Here is a 22,225-nt window from a genome sequence, read left to right as displayed (position 1 = left end):
GTTCCGGTGGTGCCCCTGCGAGTTCCGGAGCCGGGATGCGTGGTTGCTCGGGGTCGTTCCGCCCGTTCCGCCTCGAGGGACGGGTCAATTGATTACCGTACAGTCCGTATCAGCGGTCCGTATGGGGCAGGGTTACGGAGTCGGGTTCCGATCGCTCACGACGGAAGTGACGGACCACCGTCCCCCGGTCGAGGGCGACATCCCGTCGTGGCTGTCGGGGACGCTCATTCGGAACGGTCCGGGGCTGTTCGATGTCGGCGGTGAGCGACTCGGGCACTGGTTCGACGGACTCGCGATGCTTCGGCGATACGCGTTCGAGGACGGGGCGCTGTCGTACTCGAATCGCTTCCTCCGTACGGACGCCTACGCGGACGCGATGGACGGCTCCGTCTCCGGGCAGTTCGGGACCGACCGGACGGGCATGGGGAAAATCGCGTCGTGGCTGCGGGCGCTCGGCCCGCCGGAGATCACGGACAACGCGAACGTTCACGTCGCCCGCCTCGACGGCGAGCACGTCGCGCTCACCGAGGCGCCGCGTCGGATCGCGTTCGACCCCGCGACGCTCGAGACCCGAGGCGCATTCGGCTTCGACGACGACCTCGGCGAGCACGTCACCGCCGCGCACCTCGTGCGCGACCCCGAGACCGACGCGTGGTTCGGCTTCGTGACCGAGTTCGGTCGAACGCCCGAGTATCACGTCTACCGGCTCGCCCCGGACCGTCGCGCCAGGGAACGGGTCGCGTCGATCGCGGCGGACGGCCCGGGGTACATCCACGACTGTAGCATCACGACCGATCACGTCGTCCTCGTCGAGACGCCGCTCGTGATGCCGATCCGCCGCGCGCTGAGCCCGTTCTCCGAGGGCATCCTCGACGTCCTCGATTGGCAGCCGGAGCGCGGCACGCGCGTCCTCGTCGTCGATCGCGAGACCGGCGACCTCGTCGCAGATCCCGCGCTCCCGCCAGTCTTCGCCTTCCACCACGTCAACGCGTACGCGACAGGCGACGAGGTCGTCGTAGACCTCGTCGAGTTTCCCGACCCCGGTATCGTCGACGCGATGCGCCTCGACGCGCTCGACGGTGACCCCTCGGACGTCGACGTCCCCGACGGGCGCCCAGTCCGGTATCGGGTCGACCTGCGGTCCAACGAAGTCGACCGGTCGACGCTCCACCAGGTCGGCGTGGAGCTCCCCCGAGTCGCCCCCGACGTCGTCGGCCGCGAGTACCGGTACGCGTACGCGCAGGCGACGGACCGCGAGGGCACGAACGGACTGGTAAAGCTCGACGTCGAGACCGGTCGGACGCGCGAGTGGTGGGAGGACGGCGTCTTCGTGGAGGAGCCGATCCCCGTGCGGCGGCCGGGCGCGACCGCCGAGGACGACGGCGTCGTCGTCGCGCCGGCGCTCGACAGCCGCGCGGAGGAGACCCGCCTGCTCGTCTTCGACGCCGGGACGCTCGCACTCCTCGCCGACGCGTCGCTCCCCCACGCGGAGCCGTTCGGCTTCCACGGCCGGTTCTTCCGTGACAGTTGAGCGTCACCGCACCGTCCGTTGTCCGCTGTACCGATCCCGTTATATGAACTCGGAGTTCCGCGGCCCGTTCGTGACGTGGACCTCGAACGGCTGCGTGCCGACGTCGTCCCGTTCGACGAGGTGCCAGTACGTTTCCGCCATCTCGTCGGGGTCGAGGAACGTGTCGCCGTCCCGGTCCGGGGACCGTTCGCGAACCCCCGGCGAGTCGATCTGCCCGTCGATGACGACGTGAGCGACGTGAACGCCCTCCGGGCCGAACTCCTGCGCGATGTCCATCGCCATCCCGCGGGCCGCGAACTTCGCGGCCGTGAACCCGATCGCGCCGCCGAGGCTCCGCACCGACGAGGTGGCGCCGGTGAAGACGACCGTCCCGCCGCCCGTCTCGAGCATGTCGCCGACCGCCTCCTGCGAGCAGGCGAACGCGCCGCGGCCGTTCACCGCCCACGCCTCCTCGAACTCCTCGACGCTCGTGTCCATGAGTCCCGTCCAGGAGGCGGCGCTCGCGTGGTTCACGAGGACGTCGACCGGCCCGAACGCCTCTCGGACCGTCTCGAACCCGTCCCGGATCTGCTCGACCGCCGTGAGGTCGGTCGGAACGGCGAGCCCCTCGCCCGGGTCCGGCAGGTCCGCGGCGAGGTCTTCGAGGTAGTCCGCCGAGCGAGCGAAGAGCGCCACCCGACAGCCCTCGGCGGCGAACTTTCTGGCGAGCGACTCGCCGAGTCCCGGACCGACGCCCGCGATGACCGCTGTTCGCGTCATACGTCGCGTACTCGGGCCTCCCGTGTAAATTGTGGCGACGGCGTGGGGTAGCTGTCCCCGCGTGCGATGCCGACATCGGCGGGGCGGACCGGTCGATGCGCACCGAACGTCAGCCGGACGTGCCGGCGCCGCTTCCGGCGGGCGCCCCCGACGGCCGGCGGTGAACCGGGGGTAAGACGTCGTCCTCGTCGATCTCGTCCCAGTCGAAGGCGGGGACGAGGACGTCGAACTCGGGAGCGACGTCGACGGGGTCGATAGCGGTGACCGCCCCTTGGTCGGGGGCGACTCGATGCGGTTCGGCGACGCGGAGCGTCGGCGGCGACGCGAGGCCGAGTCCCTGCGGTGGCTCGTACGCGAGTCCGTCCCCGGCCGTGAGGTAGATCTCGCGACGACCGTAATCGAGGACGACCACTCGCTCCTCGCCGTCGGCTCGCCGCACGACCGCGTACAGCGTCTCGCGGGACCACGGACCGACCGGGTCGAGGTCCGCCGCGCGGGTGACGTGGACGTTGTGCCGCGAGCGCGGATCGAGGACGTCGTCGGGCCCCCCGAGCAGTTCCGGCCGGCCGCCGATCGAGCCCATACGCGCACGTATCGGTGTCTTCACGCATATATCTCTCCCCGTATCGCGTGCGGCGTCCGGCCTCGCTCGTGGCCAAGATCGCCTGCGCGCTCGCCGGCGACCGGCGACGCGACCCTACTCCACGCGGTCGCGGGCGGCGGCGACGAGCATCGGGAGCATCACGGTCGCGTCGCCGTAGACGGAGGCGTTGCGCGCGTCCTTCTCGAGTTTCCCCCACGAGCGCGCCTCCTCGAGCGTCGCGCCGGAGAGCCCCCCGGTCGCCTCGGGGTCCATCGTGATCTGGACGGCGTAGTCGTACGCCCGCGGCGTGACGAGCATCGTCTGGAGCGTGAAGTTCTTCGGCACGCCGCCGCCGACGAGCAGGCAGCCGGCGTCGTCGGCCTCGAACGCGAGGTCGGTCAGCTCGGTCATGTCCGCGAGCGCGTCGAGCGTGAAGTCGGCCGTCTGCGCGTACATCCACGCCTGAAGCCCCAGCACGGAGTCCTGGACCGCCGGGCAGTAGATCGGGACGTCGGACTCGTAGGCGGCGGCCGCGACGCCCGGCCCCTCGGGGACGTCGTCGCGGTCGTTGACTTCGGCGTTGGCGCGGCCGAGCTCGCGCGTGAGGTCGGCGATGGAGACCGCGTCGGTCCCGTCAGCGTCGGGGTCGGCCTCCAGCGCGGGGAACACCTCCTCGCGGAGGTGCCCCTCGAACTCGGCGAAGTGCTCCTGCGGGAGGTAGACGTTGTAGATGCGGTCGACCCCCTCGTCGCGGAGCCCCTCGTCGTGTTCGCGGAGGCTCTTCTCCGGGTCGTGGGTGCGCCCGTGGTGGTGCTTCCCGCCGATGGCCTCGATGGCGTCGTGGGTGAGGTTCGCCCCGGTCGTCACCAGCGCGTCGACGTAGCCGTCGCGGATGAGGTCGGCGACGACCCGGCGCATCCCGGCGGGCACCATCGCGCCGGCGAGCGAGAGGAACACGGTACAGTCGTCGTTCGCGAGCATATCGGCGAGCACGTCGCCCGCCTCGTTGACGGACGCCGCCCCGATCCCCGCGTCGCCGTAGCCGTCGACGAGTTCGCTCACCGTCATCCCCGCCGTCGCGCGCGTGTGGCCGACCGGGTCCTCGTGGAACTCCTCGCGGTTCGGCTCGCCGCCGGTGCCGTCACCGTCGGCGTGATCGCCTTCACCGCCGTGATCCTCGCCACCGGCGTCCGCGGCGTCGTCTCGGGGGTCCCCGTCGCTGTCGGTCATGGCTCCGACTGGGGTCGGCGCGCGTTTGAAACGACCGATCTATCGGTCGGCGGCCCCACCGCTCACCGGCGGGAACAGCGCCAGTTCGTCGCCCGCCTCCAGCGTCGCGTCGAGCCCGTCGTCGTGGCGGACGCTCCGCCCGTTCCGGAGGACGTTGATGTGGTCTGCGACGCTCCCGTCCTCGATGACGCGGTCCCGGAGGTCGGGGTGCGCGTCCAACAGCGCGTCGAGCGCGTCGCCGACCGTGTCGCCCGGCTCCGCGTCGACGGTCACCGCGCGGTCGCCCGCGATCTCCGCGAGGTCGGCGAACAGCTTCCACTCCATAGCGGATCCCCGCGCGGGCGGCTCAAGAGCGTTGCGTCCCGTCGGAGTCGACGGCGGCGTCGCCGTCGTCTTCGACCCCCGCCGCGTCGCCGTCCCCGGTCGCGGCGGACTGGGCGGCGCCTGCGGCCTCCGCGGCCGACGCCGCCGTCTGGGCGCTTCCCGCGGTCGACGCGGCCGCCTCGAACGACCGGATCGCGTCCGGACGCCCGACGAGGTACGCCAGGTCGCCAGCGCCGAACGCGTAGTCGTGCGGCGGGATCGGCTGGACGGACCCCGCCGCCGGTCGGACCGCGGCGACGACGGCGCCGACCTCGCCGACCGTGCTCCCGTCGAGGTCGCTCCCGGCCGCGACCGTGACCGAGGCCATCGTCTCGTCCGCGCTCCGCAGCAGCGAGGCGAACTCGCGATCCGCCCGCGGCTCGGCGGGGAGCGTCACGAGCCGATAGCCGCCTTGGTCGGTCAGGCGTTCGGCGTCCGACTCGTCGAGCGCGACGGTGACCGCGTCGCCGGCGACGCCCCGCAGTTCGCCGGTCGCGACGCGCTCCGGCTCCGGGTCGTCGCGCCACAGCTGGACCGTGTCCCCGGCGGTGGCGTTGTTCGGCGGGTCGGCCGCCACCGCCACCGCCGCCGACTCCGGCGCGAGCGTCGGGCCGAGCCCGGCGGCGCGGGAGCCGACCGCGAAGTACTCGACCGACCCGTCCGCGTCGAGGTCGACGTCGACGTAGCCGACGCCGTACTCGTCTTTGAGCCGGGTGACGAGCCGTTCGCGGAGCGACTCCGGAGAGAGCTTCCGGGGGAAGAGCAGCGTCTTCTCGGCGATCTCGTCCTTCTTCTCCGGGGAGACGGGGTCGTACGTCTCCATGTCGCCGATCTCGTCGGCCGGTGGGAGCGTCACCGCCGTGAACCGCCCGACAGCGCGCACGACCCCGCTCAGTTCGCCGTCGAGCTGCTTGGCGCCGGAGAGCGCGAACACGTCGACCGCGAGCCTGTCGCCCGCGTATCGGCCGACGGGCGCCATCACCACTGCGACGCCGAGCGAGACGAGGTTGAAGAACACGCTCTCGGGCGCCAACAGGGTCGGATTATCGCCGATCGCAACCGACCCCAGCGAGGTCGTGTTGAGGTACAGCGCGACGACCGCGACGCCCAGCAGCCCGGTCACCCCCTCGGGGATCGCCGTTCGGAAGTACCAGCGGTAGGAGAGCGCCGCGCCCCCGGTCAGGAGGGCGGCGACCACCGCGAACGTGACGAGCGTGACGGCCGCCTGTCGCGGCCGCGCGAATCCGACCTCGACGGCGGCGAGGGGGACATCAGCGGCGGCGAGGGAGACGCCGACGGCGGCGACCGCACCGAGCGCGGGGCTCACGCGGCCACCTCCGCGAACCGGTCGAGCGCGTCGCGGCTCCCCACGACGAACAGGTCGTCGCCCGCCGACAGCGGCTGCGTCCCGTCGGGCGCGACGCGCCACGAGCCGTGACGGGCCGCGAGGACGGCCACGTCGTAGGCTTCGCGGACCTCGGCCTCGCCGATGGTGTGCCCGTCCAACGGTCCGCCGGCGGCGACGGTGACCTTGCGGAACCGCTTCCCCGCCCGCCGGAGCAGGGCCGTGAGCTCGTACTCGCGGCGGGTGCCTCGCGAGAGCACCAGCACGCGCCCGCGGTCGGCGCGGAGGAGATCCGTCGCCTCGGAGCGGTCGACGGCGAGCGTCACCCGCCCCTCACCCCCGGTCGTCGTGGGCGCGGTCGCCGCCGGGGGCGAGGGAACGTCCGTCTCCCCGCCGTCGGTTCGGAAGTCCTCCGAATCCGCGTCGTCGCCCGCGGGGGGAACCACAGTCGACGCCGCCCCGGCGCCCGGCTCCGGCTTCCCGCTCGACTGCGCGGCGATGACGGCGCCCTCGACGCCGATATCCGGCGTTATCACGCGAACGACGTCGCCGCGGGCGATCCCGGTCGGCACGAGCGCCGACACCGACACCGCGCGCTTCCCGGCGGGCACCCGCTTCGAGAGCGCGCCGGTCGGCGGGGCGGCCGACACCGTCGCGCGCGCCTGTTCATCGATCCGGACCGACACGTCGGCCAGGTCGAACTCGGTGCGGAGCCGCTCCGCGAACCGGTCTTCCAGCTCCGCGAGCGGGAGGTCGGCCGGAAACGTCCAGTCGCCGTCGAGGATCGCGGCGCGCGTGTCAGCCGGCAGCGGCGGGTACCCCTCGATGTCGGTCACCTCGCCGGCGACCTCGACGGAGACGCGCCCGCGGCCGCCGACGAGCTCGATCACGTCCGTCGAGAGCGTGCGGTCGCGGAGCTGCTTGAGCGAGATCCGCTTGGGGGCGCTGGCGCCGAGGCGGTCCCCCTGCGCGTGGGCGTACAGCGAGATCATCAACACCACGACGATCGCCGTGAGGATCGCTGGCGCGCGCTCCGACGACCGAATCGTCTCGTCGTTGAGCGCGAGCAGGCCGCCGTTGACGCCGGCGATCGCGAGCGACAGCACGACCACTCCGAGCCCGGGGATCGTCACGTCGGTGACGTACTTGAACACGAACCCGAGGGTCCCGGCCACCAGCGCGGGAACGATCCCGGTGATGACGCCGAGGTAGACGCCGAAGACGATCTCGACGGGCAGCGACATACGGCGTCCAATCCGCGGCGCGGTTAAACCAGTATCGGCGCGAGCGACGCGCGGAGCGCCCGTCGGATCGATTCCGCGGCGGCCTCGCGGGGTTTAAGTTCGGTCTCGGCGACCCGGGAACATGGAGCTGACCCGGGACTGGGTGACCGTTCGGGCGTCGATCCTCCTGACGTTCGCGGTCGCGGTGCTGTCGATCCTCGCCGGGCTGGCCCAGATCGGGGGGCTCGGCGTCGACGGGCCGCTCGCCCCGTACGTGCTCCCGGTCGTCCGCCAGACGGTCGGGTTCACCGGGACGATAACCGGCTTCGCGATGTTCGGGAGCGGGTTCGCGCTCCGGAACGGCTACCGGATCGGGTGGTACACCACGGCCGTGTTGCTGCCGCTGACGGCACTTCAGGGGCTGATGCAGGCCTCCGTCCTGTCGTTCCCGCTCGTGGCGCTGTCGCTCCTCTCCGTGCCGACGCTCGTGGTCAACCGGGGGCGGTTCGACCGGGACTTCAGGCCCTCCCCGACGCAGTTGGCCGCGGGCGCGGCGCTCGTGGGGGCGGTCGCGTACGGGACGCTCGGGTCGTACGCCCTCAGAGACCAGTTCGAGGGCATCGAGACGATCGTCGACGCCTTCTACTTCACCGTCGTCACCGCCTCGACGGTGGGGTACGGCGACGTCCACCCCGCGACCGGTCCCGCCTCCGACATCGCGCAGCTGTTCGCGCTCTCCTCGCTCGTGGTGAACGTCGCCGCCTTCGCGGTGGCGCTCGGGGTCCTCCTCACGCCCGCCATCGAGGCGCAGCTCTCCAAGGCGCTCGGAAAGATGACCGACAGACAGATCGACCTCCTCGACGACCACGTCCTCGTGCTCGGCTACGGGGACCTGACGGAACCGATACTCGAAGAGCTCGACGCCCGCGACGGCGTCGAGTACGCCGTGGTGACGCCGGACGAGACCGCCGCGAGGCGGCTCGCTGACCGCGACATCCCGGTGTACACCGCGGATCCCAGCGACGTCGACCCGCTCGAACACGTGAACCTCGACGGGGCCCGGGCGGTCGTCGCCGCCACCGAAGACGACGCGCACGACGCGCTGGCCATCCTCACCGCCCGCCAGCTCAATCCCGACGTGCGCATCGTCGCGGCGGTGACGCAGCGGGAGAACGTCGACAAGCTCCGGCGCGCCGGCGCCGACCAGGTGATCTCGCCGACGACGCTCGGCGGGCACATCATCGTCGACTGCGCGTTCGGCGCGGACAGCAAGGACGCGACGGAGGGAATCATCGAGGACATCGACCTCGACGACTGAGCGACGCTCAGGAGAGGTCGCGACCGCTCAGCGGCTCTGTCGGCCCTTCGTCTGCCGGTAGTCCCGGCTCAGGACATTCTCGCGCATGTGGTCGCAGAAGGCGTCCGCCTCGGCGTCGCTCATCTCGCTCGGCTCTTTCATCGGCACGAGCTCGAACCCGCGTCCGCGAATCGTCGTCGCGTGTTCCGAGTCGACGTCGAACGAGTCGGGCCGGCGAGTCGTGTACTCGACCGCCAGCTCGCGGAGCGGTCGGTCGCCGACCGGCACGATGATCTGGGGGTTTATCATCCGGATCTCCGCGTTGAGGAAGGGCTCGCAGGTGTCGACCTCCCGGTCCGTCGGCTCGCGGTCGGGGTGGCGACACCGCGTGAGGTTCGTGAAGAAGAGGTTTTGTACGTCCGGTTCCGCGGCGTCCGGCGCCGACCGGACGAACCCGAGGTCGGCGAAGATCGACTGGACGCGTTCGCCGCCGCCCGCGCCGGTGAAGGGGACGCCGTTGCGCTCGGCGGCCTCCGTGGGGCCGGTCCCGACGACGAGGAACTCCGCGCCGACGTCGCCGTAGCCGTGAACGACGCGGTCGCGAGCGCCGCACAGCTCGGCGCAGTTCTCGCAGTCGGCGTCCATCGCGAACGGGTTCTCGAAATCCGTCTGATTCGCGTCCACGGTTGCTCTGTGGGCTCCGCGTCCCTAAACGCTCCGCCGGGGAGGGCCGTACGAGGACGAGGCGGTGCGGAACGAGCGTGAAAAGCAGCGTGCGGCGGTGGCGCGGCCCGTTCAGTTCGGGACGTACCGGTCGCCGTCGCAGTCGACGAGTCCCTCGCTGCGGAGGGTCTTCAGGATGCTGTACAGGGAGAGCTTCTTCATCCCGAGCGACTCGCCCATCTCGGACACCGTGGCGTCGCCGTTCGTGGTCAGGTACAGGTACACGAGCTTGGCGCGGGGCGACTGGAGCTCCCGGGGCAGCGCGGGGGCCGCCGCGGACGCGGTCTCCGTCTCGATCATCTTGTCCGATATGACGGGTTCGACGATAATAAACCCCCTATTCAACGTTCGTCGAAACAGCGTGAATCGGTCTGAGAACGGCCCTGAAACCATTTTTCTCTTAAATCGGACCGATAACGTCGATCGACGAACGGCGAATCGACGCGTATCGACGCTCGGTTTCGACCGTCGACGGATAAGGAACCGTGAACGATCCGGATCGATCGGGCGAAACGATCCGGGGCCGCCGCCGGACGGATCGGGGGCCGCGACCGGACCGGGCGAACTCCGGCCCAAGAGGTCGGAGCCGCGACGCGCCGCCGCGGGCGACCGAGCGTCCCGGGCGGTTCAGTACGACCGGCTCTTCGGCTCGTACGTCTTGTTCTCGCCCTCGAGGACGACCGGCTTGTACCACAGTTCCGGCTCGCCGTCGTTCCACGAGACGAGCGTGTGCTTCAGCCAGTCCTCGTCTTTGCGCTCCTGGTGCTCCTTGCGCCAGTGGGCGCCCCGGAACTCCTCGCGAGCGAGCGCGCCCATCGTCAGCGCCTCCGCGAGGTCCAAGATGTTCCGCGTCTCGATCGTGTGGATGAGGTCGGTGTTGAACGTCCGGGACGGGTCCGACACCGCGACGTCCTTGTACGCCTCGCGGGCCTCGCGGAGGTCGGCTAACGTCTCCTCAAGTCGCCCTTCCTCGCGGAACACGTTGACGTTGTCCGTCATCGTTTCCTGAACGGCGGAGCGGATCTCGGCGTGGTTGCGGCCCTTCCGCGAGAGCAGTTCGTCGACGCGCTCCTGCGCTCGGTCGACGGCGCCGCCGAGGACGCTCTCGGCGTCGGTCGCCACGGCGCCGCCGTCGGCCGCGGCCGTGCCCGAACCGCTCGTCTCGCCGACCTCAACACCGAACTCGTAGTCGGCGGGCTGCCAGTCGCCCGAGCGGCCGGTCTCGATCTCGGCCTCACCCATCTCCTCGCCGGCGGCGTGGCGGCCGGCGCGCTTGCCGAAGACGATGAGCTCCGGCAGCGCGTTACCGCCGAGGCGGTTCGCCCCGTGGACGGAGGCGCAGGCGCACTCGCCGGCGGCGTACAGCCCGTCGATGACGGTCTCGCCGAACTCGTTCGTCTCGATGCCGCCCATCGCGTAGTGCTGGCCGGGCTTGACCGGCATCGGCTCCGTGAGCCCGTCGGCGCCCTCGAAGTCCTCCGCGAGGTGGAGGATGTTCTCCAGGCGGTCGAGGATGCGCTCCTCGCCGAGGTGGCGCATGTCGAGGTGAACGTACTCGTCCTCGATGCCGCGCCCCTCGTTGACCTCGGTCAGCTCGGCGCGGGAGACGACGTCGCGGGAGGCGAGCTCGCCGTCGTTGTTCGCGTAGCCGTGTTCGAACATGAACCGCTCGCCCTCGCTGTTGTAGAGGATTCCCCCCTCGCCGCGGACGCCCTCGGAGATGAGGACGCCGGTCGACGGCAGCGTCGTCGGGTGGAACTGGATGAACTCCATGTCCTCCATCGGGACGCCGGCTCGGTACGCCATCGCGACGCCGTCGCCGGTGTTCGCCACCGCGTTAGTGGTGTGGTCGAACACCTGCCCCATCCCGCCGGTCGCGAGGATAACGCCGTTCTCGGCGCGGAAGCCGCTTATCTCGCCGCTCTGGATGTCGTACGCGACGACACCGTGGCAGGTCCGCTCCGCGGGATCGTCCTCGTCGGTGACGGCCAGGTCCATCACGTGCCACTCGTCGTACACCGTGATCCCACGTTTGACCACCTGCTCGTACATCGTGTGGAGCATCTGGTGGCCGGTCTCGGCGCCCGCGTACGTCGTACGCGGGAAGGACAGGCCGCCGAACGGTCGCTGCGAGACGCGCCCGTCGTCCTCGCGGGAGAACGGCATCCCCCAGTGTTCGAGGCGGATGACCTCCTCGGGGCTCTCCTGACAGAGCGCCTCGACCGCGGGCGCGTCGCCGAGGTAGTCGGACCCCTTCATCGTGTCGTACGCGTGGTCCTGCCAGGAGTCGGCGTCGCGCAGCGCCGCGTTGATCCCGCCCTCTGCCGCGCCCGTGTGCGACCGGACGGGATGGAGCTTCGACACCATCGCCACGTCCGCGCCCGCTTCCTGTGCCGCGATCGCCGCCCGGAGTCCCGCCCCGCCGGCCCCGACGACGACGACATCGTGTTCGTGCATTGTTGGTATGTAATTTCGTAAGTTCCGAAGTCCCTTGATACTGTCTGTCGGGATTACCAGAACTTCAGGTTGTTTTTGACCGCCTCGCGCTTCAGCTCCTGGATGTGCTCGGTGAGGGGGATGTCCTTCGGGCACACCTCCGTACAGGAGAACTGCGTCTGACACCGCCAGACACCGTGCTCCTGCTCGATGATCTCTAAGCGCTTCTGTTTCATCTCCTCGCCCTCGCGCTCGTCCATCGCGAACCGGTACGCCTTGTTGATCGCGGCCGGCCCGAGGTACTCGTTGTCCCCCGCGGCGACGTTACACGAGGACATACACGCGCCACACCAGATACAGCGCGTGGACATCTTGATCTTCTCGCGGTTCTCCCGGTCCTGGCGCTGCTCTTCGAGCTCGCCGTCCGGGTACTCGTCCGTCTGGAAGTACGGCTCGACGGCCTCCATCTGCTCGTAGAAGTGCTCCATGTCGACGACGAGGTCCTTCGTCACCTCGGCGTGGGGGAGCGGCTCGACGCGGACCGGCTCCTCGAGGTCCGATATCTGCGTCTTACAGGCAAGCTTCTGGCCGCCGTTGACGAACATCGCGTCGGAGCCGCACACCGCCTGCCGGCAGGAGTGGCGGAACGTGAGCGAGGAGTCGTACGTGTCTCGCGCGTACATCAGCGCGTCAAGGACGGTCATCCCCTTCGTGAACGGGACGTGGAAGGTGTCGAACCGCGGCTCCTGTTTCCCCTCGACCTGCGGGTCGTAGCGGAACACCTTCAGCTCGACCGTGCTCTCGTCGGCGGCCGCCTTCTCCGCTTCCTCCTCCTGTCGCTGCTGGCGGCGCTCGGCCGCGCGGCGCCGCTTCTCGGCGCGGCGCTCCTCGCCCTTCGAGGCCGGCTCCGTCTCGGTTTCGGCCTCGGTCGATTCCTCGGTCTGCTTCGGAATTTGCGTGCTCATTGTCGGTTCAGTAGAGTCCGATGCCCGCCCACGCGTTCGCGGTGCGGATTCCCTGCGCGATCAGCACGACGCTCGCGGCGACGAGCGTCCACTTGATCACTGTGCGTTTCGTGCCGGTGAGCCCCTGGTTGACCAGCGCGTTGTAGACGCCGTTGACCCCGTGGAACGTCGCTGTCACGAGGAAGAGGATCATCAGCGAGTAGTAGCTCAGCTGCTCCATCCGGCCGGAGCTGGCGAGGAACGACACCTCGTCGGCGTGGTGGACGAAGTGGAGCAGGAAGAAGTGGAACGCCAACACGACCAGCAGGAACACCGCCGTGATCCGCTGGAGCAGCCACATCCGGCCGCCCGACTGGAACGAGGAGTAGCGCTCGGCCATCTCAGAACGCCCCCGCGATGAACGTCGGCACGGACGCGACGGTGATCGCTCCGGTGAGGACTAGCGATGCGTAGAAGCTCTTGTCCTGTGCGTCCAACCCGATGCCGAGGTCGGTGAGGAGGAGCCGGGTGCCGTTGAGCATGTGGAAGACGGCGACCGCCAGCAGGCCGACCTCCAGGATGCGGACGAGCAGCAGCCCCTCCAGCGAGACGATCGTCTGCGTGTACACGTCGTTGCCCGCGGCGATCGCGGCTTCGCTGGCGCCGGCCGCCGGAATCCCCGTACTCAACACGGCGATGTGCGTGAACAGGTACCCGATGAGCACCCATCCGGTGAACTTGTGGAAGATCCACGCCCACATCCCCGCCTCGAACTCCCGCCAACGGCCGAAGTCCTCGATGAGGCCTCGATTGTACGACTGACTCATACCTAACGGTTCTGAACCGGGGTCGTATAGTAGTTACTAACACGGCGGGGCTCGCTCCCGGATCTCGGCGAGCGACGAACGCCCGCGAAACGGACGCAACGACCCGAAATGGCGAATTTTTGAACGCTCCGCGAGAGCCGGCTCGCGGCGGCGCGACGCCGTCGGACCGGCCCGTGAGACCGGGTTTCAGGGACCGCACCGTCACGGAAGCCTTTTATGTTCCACTCCCGCTTCTTCGGTCGCAATGGCGAAAGGCGAAGTCGATTTCTTCAACGACACTGGCGGCTACGGTTTCATTTCGACTGACGACGCGGACGAGGACGTGTTCTTCCACATGGAGGACGTCGGCGGTCCGGACCTCGAAGAGGGTCAGGAAGTCGAGTTCGACATCGAGGAGGCGGACAAGGGTCCGCGCGCGTCGAACGTCACCCGTCTGTAAGTCGGCGACGACACCCGAGGCGAATCGGCTTTTTGACCGCTTTCACCCTTCGAGCGGCCGCTCCGGATCGCGGGCCACCGCGGGCGGTAGGCCCGGTCGGCGCCGACGGCGAAACACCCGATCCGACCCCGACCGATAGGGATTTACCGCTCGTTGACTGACTAGTCAGTCAATGAGCGACGCGCCGAGCGCGGCGGAGGAGATCATGGACGGGGTGTACAGCGCCCTCCGCGCTCACGGGTACGCCGACCTGACGATGCAGGACATCGCCGACGAGTGTTCGAAGAGCAAGTCGCTGCTCCACTACCACTACGACACGAAGGAGGACTTGCTCGTCGCCTTCCTCGACTACGTCGTCACCGACTCGGAGGAGCGGATCGCGGCCCGCGCCGACGACCCGCCCGTCGAGCGGCTGGTCCAGTTCGTCGGGTGGTTCGTCTTCGCGCCCGACGAGGCCGACCGCGAGGCGTTCCACATCGCCCTGTTGGAATTGCGCACGCAGGGACCGTTCAACGAGCGGATCCGCGAGCAGCTGGCGCGCAGCGACCGGCTGCTCCGGGGCACCGTCGCCGACATCCTCGGGGACGGGATCGATGCCGGCGTCTTCCGCGACGTCGACGCGGAGGAGACGGCGGCGCTGCTCGTGGCCACCCTCGACGGCGCCCGGACCAGACAGATCACCCTCGCCGGCGCCGGGCGCGACGACGACGCGGCCGGCTACACCCGCGAGGTCGCAGAGGCGACGCTCCGGCGGATCGTCGGCCCGCTGCTCGCGGAGGGCGTGGAACTGCCGCCGCTCGACGAGTCGATCGACGCGCTTCGGGGCGACGCCGACCCTGACGAGTCGGTCGACGACGACGGAGCGGCCGGCAGGTCCACGGACCCCGGCGAATGAGCCGCTTCGGGTTCGAGCGACCGCCGCCGGTGCTGCTCGCGGTGATCGCGAGCACGTTCTTCGTCGGCTTCGGCGGCGGCGTCGTCTTCCCGATCCTCCCGAACCTCGGCGCAGTCCTCGGTATCTCCGCGTTCATGGTCGGCGCGATCCTCTCCGCGAACCGGTGGGTTCGACTCATCGCGAACGCGCCCGCCGGCGCCCTCGTCGACCGGTACGGGACCCGGACGCCGTTCGTCGCCGGGCTGTTCGTCGAGGGGGTCGCCACGCTCGGCTACGTCGTCGCGCTCGCGATGCCCCCCGCGGAGGCGCTCCGTCCACTCGCGGCCTCGCTCCCCGCGTTCGCCGTCGGCCCGTTGGTCGTCGGTCCCGAGCAGTGGTTCGCCCCGATCGGCGTCGCCGTCGCGCCCGAGACGTGGTTCCTGCTCGCGCGGGTCCTCTGGGGGCTCGGCTCCGCGGCGGTGTTCGCGACGGCGTACACCATTGCGGCCGACCTCTCCGACAGCGGTTCGCGGGGGACGAACATGGGGATCGTCCGCGGCGGGATCACGATGGGGTTCCCGGCCGGCCTCGTCCTCGGCGGCGTCGTCTCCGCGCTCGTGGGCAACGTCGCCGCCTTCGCCGTCGCCGCCGCCTTCGCGCTCACCGCGAGCGCGGTCGCCTACCGGTACGTCCCGGAGACGCACGTCACCGGCGACCGCTCCGACGACTCGATCAGGCCGTGGGAGATCGACACCGCCGTCCCGGCGCTGACGGTCGGGCTGGTCAACTTCGGACTGATGTTCGCGTACATCGGCGCGCTGTTCTCCACGCTCGTCTTGTTCCTCGGCGCGAACGACATCTCGCTGTTCGGTCTCGCCCCGCAGGGCACCTCCGGGCTGTTCATGGCCGGAACGGTCCTCTCGGCGGCGTTCTTCATGCTCGTCGGCGGACGCGTCTCCGACACCCGCGACTCCCGCACGCCGATCCTCCTGACATTCCTCGTCGTCTCGTTCGTCGGGTTCCTGCTGCTCGCGCGGGCCGGCTCGGTCCTCTCCTTGGGTCTCGCCTGCGTTTTCATCGGCGCGGGACAGGGCGGGACGAGCGGCCCGATGATGGCGCTGCTCGCTGACCTCACCCCCGACGAGCGCATGGGGCGCGCCTCGGGAACGAACAACGTCCTCGGCGACGTGGGGGGCGGGCTCGGCCCCATGGTGTCGCTCCCCCTCATCGAGGCGGTCGGCTTCACGCCGATCTACGCCGCCTGCGCCGTCCTCCCGCTGCTGGCCGGCGTCGTCCTCCTTTTCGGAGTCCGACGGGAGACCGGGACGTTCCTGCCCGGGCAGGCCGCGGGCGAGGCCGGCGGGAACGACCCCGTCGCGACGGACGCGTAGCCGCGCTCGTCGCCGCCCGACCGGCGGGACGGGAACTCCTTCCGGCGGGGCGTCGGGACGCCGTATGCGAACCGCTATCGCCCCCTGCCCGAAAGAACAACCGTTAAAAGTCGGCGTCGGGTTCGTACGGACATGGCTGGAACTATCGAAGCGCTCGTCCCCGGCGGGCAGGCCAACCCCGGCCCGCCGCTCGGTCCCGAGCTCGGACCGACGCCGGTGGACGTTCAGGACGTCGTCGAGGAGATCAACGACGAGACCGCTGCCTTCGACGGCATGGAGGTGCCCGTCACCGTCGAGTACGACGACGACGGCTCCTTCACCATCGAGGTCGGCGTGCCGCCCACGGCGGAGCTCATCAAGGACGAGGCCGGCTTCGACACCGGCTCCGGCGAGCCGCAGGAGAACTTCGTCGCCGACATGTCGATCGAACAGGTGAAGAAGGTCGCAGAGCAGAAGTCGAGCGACCTGCTCGCGTACGACACGAAGGCCGCCGCCAAGGAGGTCGGCGGCACCTGCGCCTCCCTCGGCGTCACCATCGAGGGCGAGGACGCCCGGACGTTCGACGACCGCGTCGACGCCGGCGAGTACGACGACGTCCTCGACGAGTAACGCTTTTTTCCGGCTCTCCGCTTTCCGGCGCCGCTTTTGATTCCGACCCGTTACACCGCGGTCCGCGTCATCGGGGTGCGTGCCCTCCGCACCGTCCGGGTTCGGGCCGTCCGCGGAGGCGGCCACTTATGAGCGGACCGGACCGACACGTCGGTATGCCGGATCTCAACCCGATCGCGAAGCGGATCCACAACGTCCAGCCCCGACCGGTTCGGCTCGAACTCGACTCCGGCGAGACCGGCGTCTTCGAGTTCTCGTCGACGGAGTTCTTCCAGCGGGAGTTCCGCGGCGAGGGCGTCCGAACCGACGGCGACGCCGACGCCGAGTTCCGCCTGATCAGCTCCGAGGACTACGAGGACATCCTGCTCGGCCGCTCCGGACCCGACGAGGAGGGGTGGTCGATGGTCGGCGAGGTGGTCGCGGCCGAGCGCGCCGAGGGGTAGCCGGACCGCCTCGTCAGCGGAGCGCGCTCAGCGGACGACCGTGACGGGCACCTCGGCGCGGCGCACCACGCCCTCAGCGACGCTGCCGAGGAGGACCCGCGAGAGGCCGGTCCGGCCCCGGCTCGCCAGCACGAGGTGGTCGAACGGCTCGCCGTCCTCGCCGTCTTCGCCGACCGGCTTCTCGCCGCCCGCGACGCCGAGGATCGTCTTCGTCGGGCGGCCGACCTCCAGCCGCGTCTCGACATCCCGGTCGACTATCTCCGACACTTCGGCGAGGACCCGTTCGCCGCGCTGCTTGGCGCTCTCGTACCACTGGTCGGACGCGCCCGGGAACCCGCCGTCGGCGCCCGTCGCCGAGTCGGCGGGGTTGATCACGTGAAGGGCCGTGAGGTCGGCGTCCGGCCACTCGTCGGCCGCGAACCGCAGCGCCTCGGCCGCCTCTTCCGACCCGTCCACCGCGACGAGGATGCGCTTGCTCATACGCGGCGGTTCGACTGCTCCGGACAAAAAGGGCGGCGATGAGTTCGAGTCGGCGACAATTCACCGCGAGGCCGTAGGCCGGGACCGGGCGGCGGGGCAGTCGGTCGCGGAGCGCTCGCCGGCCGCGCGGCGCTCGTCTCAGTCGTGCCGCGTCACGCACTCCGAGAGGCCGATCAGCTCGACGGGCTCGGAGTTGTCCGGCGAGTAGACGACCATCTGCCCCTTCTCCATGTACGGCACCTTGCCAGCGAGGTTCGACGGGATGTTGACGCTGGAGATCGCGTCCTCGTCGCCGAGGTTCAAGACGATCTTCGTGTTCACCTGCTTGAACACCGACTCGGCCACGTCCTGGGGGTCCTGCGTGATCAGGAACAGGCCCAGCCGCTCCTTGCGGCCCTGCTTCGCGGCCTCCGTGAACTTCTGGACCACCTTCTGGGCCTGGACGTTGTCGGCGTCGGCGAGGAAGTTGTGCGCCTCGTCCATCCCGACGAGGAGCGGCGTCTCCTTGATCCGGTCGCTCTCCGGGTCGTTCGAGAGCTTGTCGTCGACGAGTAGCCCCGCGACCGCGAGGACGACGATCTCCTTCTGCCGGGAGGTCGGCAGGTGGTAGGTTGGGACGACCGAGAGCCCGCCGGGGCGCACGAGGGTGTGGTCCAGCTCCGTGATCGGCTTCGCGTCCTGATCGAAGATCCCGCTCGGGACCCCGCGGACCCGCCGTTTGACCGCGTCGAACGTCGCCTCGTGGATCCGACCGCTCTCGTGGAGCTCCTCTTTGAGCGCCGGGTCGTCGAGGTACGAGAGGAACTCGCTGTAGGTGCCCGCGTCGCCGTAGTTGTCGAAGAACCGGTTGATGAGGGTCAACAGCGCGGGGTACTGGTTGTCGTTGAGCCCGGAGCCGGCGACCAGCCACGGCATGTCCTTCGCCAGCGAGAAGGGGATCGTGAACTCGACGCGCTCGGCGCGGTGCCCCTCGCCGGGGTACGTCGCGTTCGCGACGCGGGGCACGAGGGCGACGGTGTCGTCGTGGCCCCCGTGGGCGATCCCCTCGCGTTCCAGCCGGCGCGCGAACGCGTCGTCGAGGTCGGGGTTGTCGTCGTGCATCTGCGCGTACTCGTCCTGCGGGTCGAACTGGACGACTGCCATTCGCGATTCGCGGCCGTCGCCCATCGGGTAGGTTCGGTCGGAGTCGAGGAACTGGCGGAGGACGTTCTTCGAGGCGTGGGTCTTCCCGGAACCGGTGCCGCCGGCGACGAGCGTGTGCCGGAACGCGAGCGGGTCGCCGTCGCCGTAGTCGTCCTTGACGCGGTAGTCGACCGTCGGGGGCTCCGCCGCGGTGCGGACCTTCTCGCCCCCGACGGAGAGGTGGCCGAGGAAGACGCCGTCGTCGGGGATCTTCAGCCCCGTCTTGATCTCGGCGTCGTCATCGGCCTCCTCGACGACCGCGCCCGGCTTCGGCACGCGGTCCGTCATCCGGCGTTTCATCCCCTCGCCCTCGCCGTAGACGACGGACATCGGCTCCAGGTCGGCGACGAACTTGTAGTCGCGCTCGGCGAACTCCTCGCGGCGCATCTGCCGGCGGGCGTGGATCTCGGTCGCGTCGTCGGACTGGAACTCCTGCGCGTACTCCAGTCCCGTGATCCGACAGAACAGCCGCTCGCCGTCCGGGTACGGGATCAGGAGGTACTTTCCGAGCCGCACCGACTCGCGGTTGCCGGTCGTGACGAACGCCTTCAGCGACGTCTCGTCTTCCTCCTCGGCCACGCGGAGCCCCTGAGAGACCGACACGACGCCGAGCCCCGCGTCGCTGCCGGCCGGCGTCGCGTCGTAGGCGGCGAACGCCTCGTCTTCCGCGTCGCCGCGCGCGTCAGCGGTCCCGGCTTCGGTCGCCGAATCACCCCCCGCATCGGCCGCACTCCCGCCGTCGGCCGCCGAGGCAACCCCGCCGTCGGCCGTGGAGTCGCCTCCGCCGTCGGCCTCGCTCGGCGCGCCGCCGTCGCCGTCACCGTCTCCGGTGAACTCGGTGAAATCCTCCAGCGTCATGGCGTATCCACCGACCGCTGGGCCGAAAGCGTTTGCCCTCCCGCCGGGACGCACGGGAACCCCTCCCGCGGCGCCCTTATCCCGCTCGACCCCGTACCCGTGCCATGATACTCGTTCGCGGCAGCGGAGGCGGGACGGACCTCACCGGTACGGTGTTCGAGCGCGGCGAAGAGCCGCCGGCGTACAAGGGCGCGCCCGACGAGGACGCGCCGTACGTGTGGGTGTGCGACTCCTTCTACGAGGTCGAGAGCGGCGGCTCCCCGCTCGTCGTCGACGGCGAGGAGATCCGCGTCGCCTTCGAGGAGCCGATGCCCCGCGGGTTCGACACGCGCGACCAGGCGGTCGAGGCGGCCCGCGACCACGTCCGGACGCAGTTCGCGCGGATCGGCGTCGACCCCGATGAGGTCGACGTCGAGGTGACCGCGGCGGACCCCGCCTGAGTCTCGCCTCGCTTTTACCTGCCCCGCCTCGGTACGGGTCGGTATGTCCGAACCGTCGGAGGACTTCGACCCCGAGTCTCGGGAGGAGCGCGAGGTCGCCGCCGAGGCCGCCGGCGACCGGTCCGATTTCCTCTCGCTGATGGGCCACGCATACCGCGGCGAGCTCGGACGGACGAGCTCGTGGCGGACCCGCATCGACCGCACGACCAACTGGGCGGTCGTGGTGACCGCGTCCCTGCTCACGTGGACCTTCTCGAGCGCGTCGCGGCCGCACTACGTGCTGCTCATCGGGCTCGTCATGCTCAGCGTCTTCCTCGGCATCGAGACGCGTCGGTACCGCACCTTCGACGTGTGGCGGTCCCGCGTCCGGCTGCTGGAGGAGAACGTGTTCGCGAACGCCCTCGATCCGGAGGGCGTCGAGCAGTCGAACTGGCGGGCGCTGCTGAGCGAGGACCTCCGCGAGCCGACTATCAAGATGCCGGCCGTCGAGGCGGTCTCGCGGCGTCTCCGACGGGTGTACGCGCCGCTCGTCTCCGTCCTCGTCGCCGCGTGGGTCGTGCGGCTCACGGTGTTCACCGCTGCCGGAAACGGCGTCGTCGCGACGGCGTCGGTTGGGCCGATCCCCGGCGCGCTCGTGCTCGCGCTCGTCGGCGGGTTCTACGTCGTCGTGATCGCGCTGACGGTTCGGCGGGCGCCGAGACGAGCTAAAGGAGAGATGCAGGCCGCCGAGGACGCCGAGGAGTGGAAGTGAACCGGTACGGCCTCGCGAAGCCGGACGAGGCGATCCGCGACTCCCGCAACCCCTTTTCGCTCGGGGCACTACCGAACCGTATGACCGAGCTACCGGACCGCGTCGTGGGCGACGCGCGGACGAGCGACTTCGGGTGGAGCCTCCTCACGGACCTGACCGACATCGGGAACCGGATGGCGGGATCGACCGGGGAGCGGCGCGGCGCGGAGCGCGTCGTCGAGGCGTTCGAGGCGGCCGGCCTGCGGAACGCCGGGCTCGACGAGTTCGAGATCCCCGGCTGGTGGCGCGGCGACTCCTCGCTGTCGGTGTCGGGCGCGGTGGAGCGGCACCACGGGAACTCCCACGAGGTGATCGCGCTGCCCGGGACCCCGAGCGGCGAGGTGACGGCCCCCCTCGTCGACGTCGGCGACGGCACCGACGAGGAGTTCGCGGCCGCGGGCGAGGCGCTGGACGGCGCGGTCGCGATGGCCTCCTCTCGCACGCCGGAGAGCCACGACCGGTGGATCCACCGGATGGAGAAGTACGTCGCGGCGGCGGAACGCGGCGCGGTCGGGTTCGTCTTCCGGAACCACATCGAGGGGGCGCTCCCGCCCACCGGCGAGATCGGGTACCACAACCGACCGGGGCCGATCCCCGCCGTCGGCGTCTCGAAGGAGGTCGGCGACCGGCTCTCGCGGCTCGCCGAGACGGCCGCGGACGGCGACGGCGGAGGCGGCCGCGGCTCGGGAGCCGACCGCCCGACCGTCTCGCTCGACGTCGACTGCCGCAACGAGCCGACGACCTCGGTGAACGCGGTCGCGGAGGTCGGCCCGGACACCGAGGAGGCGGTGTACCTCACCGCCCACGTCGACGCCCACGACGTGAGCGACGGCGCCAACGACAACGGCGCGGGGTCGGCGCTCGTCGCGGAGGTCGGTCGCCTGCTCGCGACGGTCGAGGGCGACCTCGACACGCGGGTGCGCCTCGTCACCTTCGGCTCGGAGGAGATCGGGCTGTGGGGGGCATACCACTCGGCGGAGACGACCCCGAAGGAGGATATCGCCTGCGTGGTGAACCTCGACGGCGCGTGTAGCTCGCGGAACCTCCGCGTGGGGACGAACGGGTTCGACGGGATGCGCGAGCCGTTCGAGGCGGTCGCGGACGCGTTCGATGCCCCCCTGACGACCGGCGAGACGATCTCGCCCCACGGCGACCAGTGGGCGTTCGTTCAGGAGGGAATCCCGGCCGTGATGGCGTCGACGACGAGCGACCAGTCAGGGCGCGGCTGGGGCCACACTCACGCCGACACCCTCGACAAGCTCGACTCCCGCGACCTCCGCGAGGTGGCGACGCTCGTGACCGCGGCCGTCTACCGGTTCGCGACGGGTGACGTGGCGGCGGACCACCGATCGCGGGAGTCGATCCGCGACGCCATCGACGAGGGGTACGTCGAGGAACTGAAGACGGGCGGGCGGTGGCCCTACGACGGGTAAGCCCGGGAGGTCGACGGAAGACACC

24 protein-coding genes are annotated in these 22,225 nt (G+C 70.3%); 10 read left to right on the top strand and 14 right to left on the bottom strand.

The features are described 5' to 3' along the window. Positions 1-121 precede the first annotated feature (121 nt). Positions 122-1,531 carry a carotenoid oxygenase family protein gene (locus EXE47_RS01505; RefSeq protein WP_089308212.1) on the top strand — a complete coding sequence of 470 codons (1,410 nt, stop codon included), beginning with the start codon at positions 122-124 and terminating at the stop codon, positions 1,529-1,531. A gap of 39 nt (positions 1,532-1,570) precedes the next feature. Here the strand turns inward: EXE47_RS01505 and EXE47_RS01500 are convergent, their stop codons facing one another. From EXE47_RS01500 to EXE47_RS01475, 6 genes are all read right to left on the bottom strand, one after another. Further along, complete coding sequence (locus EXE47_RS01500; RefSeq protein WP_089308213.1) at positions 1,571-2,290, bottom strand: SDR family NAD(P)-dependent oxidoreductase; 720 nt, start codon at positions 2,288-2,290, stop codon at positions 1,571-1,573. Between the two features lie 109 nt (positions 2,291-2,399). Then, entirely contained in the window at positions 2,400-2,873 is a 474-nt protein-coding gene (locus EXE47_RS01495) for a hypothetical protein (protein WP_089308214.1), read from the bottom strand. 114 nt (positions 2,874-2,987) lie between these two features. Beyond that, entirely contained in the window at positions 2,988-4,103 is a 1,116-nt protein-coding gene (locus tag EXE47_RS01490; protein ID WP_049930571.1) for a deoxyhypusine synthase, read from the bottom strand. Between the two features lie 39 nt (positions 4,104-4,142). Continuing rightward, positions 4,143-4,427 carry a ubiquitin-like small modifier protein 1 gene (locus EXE47_RS01485; RefSeq protein ID WP_049930569.1) on the bottom strand — a complete coding sequence of 95 codons (285 nt, stop codon included), beginning with the start codon at positions 4,425-4,427 and terminating at the stop codon, positions 4,143-4,145. A 22-nt stretch (positions 4,428-4,449) separates the two neighbouring features. Continuing rightward, positions 4,450-5,793, bottom strand: a complete 1,344-nt coding sequence (locus EXE47_RS01480; RefSeq protein ID WP_086215534.1) for a potassium transporter TrkA — start codon at positions 5,791-5,793, stop codon at positions 4,450-4,452. Beyond that, positions 5,790-7,055, bottom strand: coding sequence for a potassium channel family protein (locus tag EXE47_RS01475; RefSeq protein WP_089308215.1), 1,266 nt, complete (start codon positions 7,053-7,055; stop codon positions 5,790-5,792). Before EXE47_RS01475 ends, EXE47_RS01480 begins: the two co-directional genes overlap by 4 nt. Before the next feature lie 121 nt (positions 7,056-7,176). Here EXE47_RS01475 and EXE47_RS01470 point away from each other — a divergent pair, with 121 nt between their 5' ends. Then, entirely contained in the window at positions 7,177-8,352 is a 1,176-nt protein-coding gene (locus EXE47_RS01470) for an NAD-binding protein (RefSeq protein WP_086219535.1), read from the top strand. 27 nt (positions 8,353-8,379) lie between these two features. Here the strand turns inward: EXE47_RS01470 and EXE47_RS01465 are convergent, their stop codons facing one another. From EXE47_RS01465 to sdhC, 6 genes are all read right to left on the bottom strand, one after another. Next, positions 8,380-9,015, bottom strand: coding sequence for a uracil-DNA glycosylase family protein (locus tag EXE47_RS01465; protein WP_089308216.1), 636 nt, complete (start codon positions 9,013-9,015; stop codon positions 8,380-8,382). A gap of 111 nt (positions 9,016-9,126) precedes the next feature. Further along, positions 9,127-9,354: a helix-turn-helix domain-containing protein gene (locus EXE47_RS01460; protein ID WP_086215536.1), complete on the bottom strand. Its 228-nt coding sequence runs from the start codon at positions 9,352-9,354 to the stop codon at positions 9,127-9,129. A 327-nt stretch (positions 9,355-9,681) separates the two neighbouring features. Beyond that, complete coding sequence (locus EXE47_RS01455; RefSeq protein ID WP_049930559.1) at positions 9,682-11,511, bottom strand: FAD-binding protein; 1,830 nt, start codon at positions 11,509-11,511, stop codon at positions 9,682-9,684. A gap of 53 nt (positions 11,512-11,564) precedes the next feature. Continuing rightward, complete coding sequence (locus tag EXE47_RS01450; RefSeq protein ID WP_089308217.1) at positions 11,565-12,455, bottom strand: succinate dehydrogenase/fumarate reductase iron-sulfur subunit; 891 nt, start codon at positions 12,453-12,455, stop codon at positions 11,565-11,567. A 7-nt stretch (positions 12,456-12,462) separates the two neighbouring features. After that, complete coding sequence (locus EXE47_RS01445; RefSeq protein WP_049930555.1) at positions 12,463-12,834, bottom strand: succinate dehydrogenase hydrophobic membrane anchor subunit; 372 nt, start codon at positions 12,832-12,834, stop codon at positions 12,463-12,465. Position 12,835: 1 nt separating this feature from the next. Continuing rightward, complete coding sequence (sdhC, locus tag EXE47_RS01440) at positions 12,836-13,261, bottom strand: succinate dehydrogenase, cytochrome b556 subunit (RefSeq protein ID WP_049930554.1); 426 nt, start codon at positions 13,259-13,261, stop codon at positions 12,836-12,838. 244 nt (positions 13,262-13,505) lie between these two features. On the opposite strand from sdhC, the gene EXE47_RS01435 reads away from it, so the two are divergent. The 5 genes from EXE47_RS01435 (at position 13,506) to EXE47_RS01415 (ending at position 17,017) form a co-directional block, all read left to right on the top strand. Beyond that, complete coding sequence (locus EXE47_RS01435; protein WP_004596869.1) at positions 13,506-13,700, top strand: cold-shock protein; 195 nt, start codon at positions 13,506-13,508, stop codon at positions 13,698-13,700. A 172-nt stretch (positions 13,701-13,872) separates the two neighbouring features. Then, positions 13,873-14,595, top strand: a complete 723-nt coding sequence (locus EXE47_RS01430) for a TetR/AcrR family transcriptional regulator (protein WP_089308218.1) — start codon at positions 13,873-13,875, stop codon at positions 14,593-14,595. Further along, positions 14,592-15,965, top strand: coding sequence for an MFS transporter (locus EXE47_RS01425; RefSeq protein WP_049930551.1), 1,374 nt, complete (start codon positions 14,592-14,594; stop codon positions 15,963-15,965). Before EXE47_RS01430 ends, EXE47_RS01425 begins: the two co-directional genes overlap by 4 nt. A gap of 132 nt (positions 15,966-16,097) precedes the next feature. Continuing rightward, positions 16,098-16,574, top strand: a complete 477-nt coding sequence (locus EXE47_RS01420; protein ID WP_049930549.1) for a 50S ribosomal protein L11 — start codon at positions 16,098-16,100, stop codon at positions 16,572-16,574. 155 nt (positions 16,575-16,729) lie between these two features. Next, complete coding sequence (locus tag EXE47_RS01415) at positions 16,730-17,017, top strand: hypothetical protein (RefSeq protein ID WP_049930547.1); 288 nt, start codon at positions 16,730-16,732, stop codon at positions 17,015-17,017. 27 nt (positions 17,018-17,044) lie between these two features. On the opposite strand, the gene EXE47_RS01410 is transcribed toward EXE47_RS01415, so the two are convergent. Both EXE47_RS01410 and EXE47_RS01405 read right to left on the bottom strand, forming a co-directional pair. Beyond that, positions 17,045-17,497: a universal stress protein gene (locus EXE47_RS01410; protein ID WP_049930546.1), complete on the bottom strand. Its 453-nt coding sequence runs from the start codon at positions 17,495-17,497 to the stop codon at positions 17,045-17,047. Between the two features lie 138 nt (positions 17,498-17,635). Then, on the bottom strand, positions 17,636-19,537 hold the full coding sequence (locus EXE47_RS01405; RefSeq protein WP_089308219.1) for an ATP-binding protein: 1,902 nt from the start codon (positions 19,535-19,537) through the stop codon (positions 17,636-17,638). A gap of 104 nt (positions 19,538-19,641) precedes the next feature. On the opposite strand from EXE47_RS01405, the gene EXE47_RS01400 reads away from it, so the two are divergent. The 3 genes from EXE47_RS01400 (at position 19,642) to EXE47_RS01390 (ending at position 22,200) form a co-directional block, all read left to right on the top strand. Then, positions 19,642-19,977 (top strand): hypothetical protein, encoded by a 336-nt coding sequence (locus tag EXE47_RS01400; protein ID WP_086215542.1) that lies wholly within the window; start codon positions 19,642-19,644, stop codon positions 19,975-19,977. Between the two features lie 43 nt (positions 19,978-20,020). Next, on the top strand, positions 20,021-20,728 hold the full coding sequence (locus EXE47_RS01395) for a DUF2270 domain-containing protein (protein WP_049930541.1): 708 nt from the start codon (positions 20,021-20,023) through the stop codon (positions 20,726-20,728). Between the two features lie 80 nt (positions 20,729-20,808). Continuing rightward, positions 20,809-22,200 (top strand): M28 family peptidase, encoded by a 1,392-nt coding sequence (locus tag EXE47_RS01390; RefSeq protein WP_089308402.1) that lies wholly within the window; start codon positions 20,809-20,811, stop codon positions 22,198-22,200. Positions 22,201-22,225: the final 25 nt, after the last annotated feature.

Source organism: Halorubrum sp. GN12_10-3_MGM, assembly GCF_005435235.1.
GTDB classification, from domain to species: Archaea; Halobacteriota; Halobacteria; order Halobacteriales; family Haloferacaceae; genus Halorubrum; species Halorubrum ezzemoulense.
Note: the sequence above shows the minus strand (reverse complement) of the source record. Positions and strands in the feature narration are given on the sequence as shown.

Coding starts and splice junctions, on each gene's coding strand:
- EXE47_RS01505 (WP_089308212.1), top strand. CDS start 122: ATGGGGCAGGGTTACGGAGTCGGGTTCCGATCGCTCACGACGGAAGTG.
- EXE47_RS01500 (WP_089308213.1), bottom strand. CDS start 2,290: ATGACGCGAACAGCGGTCATCGCGGGCGTCGGTCCGGGACTCGGCGAG.
- EXE47_RS01495 (WP_089308214.1), bottom strand. CDS start 2,873: ATGGGCTCGATCGGCGGCCGGCCGGAACTGCTCGGGGGGCCCGACGAC.
- EXE47_RS01490 (WP_049930571.1), bottom strand. CDS start 4,103: ATGACCGACAGCGACGGGGACCCCCGAGACGACGCCGCGGACGCCGGT.
- EXE47_RS01485 (WP_049930569.1), bottom strand. CDS start 4,427: ATGGAGTGGAAGCTGTTCGCCGACCTCGCGGAGATCGCGGGCGACCGC.
- EXE47_RS01475 (WP_089308215.1), bottom strand. CDS start 7,055: ATGTCGCTGCCCGTCGAGATCGTCTTCGGCGTCTACCTCGGCGTCATC.
- EXE47_RS01470 (WP_086219535.1), top strand. CDS start 7,177: ATGGAGCTGACCCGGGACTGGGTGACCGTTCGGGCGTCGATCCTCCTG.
- EXE47_RS01460 (WP_086215536.1), bottom strand. CDS start 9,354: ATGATCGAGACGGAGACCGCGTCCGCGGCGGCCCCCGCGCTGCCCCGG.
- EXE47_RS01455 (WP_049930559.1), bottom strand. CDS start 11,511: ATGCACGAACACGATGTCGTCGTCGTCGGGGCCGGCGGGGCGGGACTC.
- EXE47_RS01450 (WP_089308217.1), bottom strand. CDS start 12,455: ATGAGCACGCAAATTCCGAAGCAGACCGAGGAATCGACCGAGGCCGAA.
- EXE47_RS01445 (WP_049930555.1), bottom strand. CDS start 12,834: ATGGCCGAGCGCTACTCCTCGTTCCAGTCGGGCGGCCGGATGTGGCTG.
- sdhC (WP_049930554.1), bottom strand. CDS start 13,261: ATGAGTCAGTCGTACAATCGAGGCCTCATCGAGGACTTCGGCCGTTGG.
- EXE47_RS01435 (WP_004596869.1), top strand. CDS start 13,506: ATGGCGAAAGGCGAAGTCGATTTCTTCAACGACACTGGCGGCTACGGT.
- EXE47_RS01430 (WP_089308218.1), top strand. CDS start 13,873: ATGAGCGACGCGCCGAGCGCGGCGGAGGAGATCATGGACGGGGTGTAC.
- EXE47_RS01425 (WP_049930551.1), top strand. CDS start 14,592: ATGAGCCGCTTCGGGTTCGAGCGACCGCCGCCGGTGCTGCTCGCGGTG.
- EXE47_RS01420 (WP_049930549.1), top strand. CDS start 16,098: ATGGCTGGAACTATCGAAGCGCTCGTCCCCGGCGGGCAGGCCAACCCC.
- EXE47_RS01415 (WP_049930547.1), top strand. CDS start 16,730: ATGCCGGATCTCAACCCGATCGCGAAGCGGATCCACAACGTCCAGCCC.
- EXE47_RS01410 (WP_049930546.1), bottom strand. CDS start 17,497: ATGAGCAAGCGCATCCTCGTCGCGGTGGACGGGTCGGAAGAGGCGGCC.
- EXE47_RS01405 (WP_089308219.1), bottom strand. CDS start 19,537: ATGACGCTGGAGGATTTCACCGAGTTCACCGGAGACGGTGACGGCGAC.
- EXE47_RS01400 (WP_086215542.1), top strand. CDS start 19,642: ATGATACTCGTTCGCGGCAGCGGAGGCGGGACGGACCTCACCGGTACG.
- EXE47_RS01395 (WP_049930541.1), top strand. CDS start 20,021: ATGTCCGAACCGTCGGAGGACTTCGACCCCGAGTCTCGGGAGGAGCGC.
- EXE47_RS01390 (WP_089308402.1), top strand. CDS start 20,809: ATGACCGAGCTACCGGACCGCGTCGTGGGCGACGCGCGGACGAGCGAC.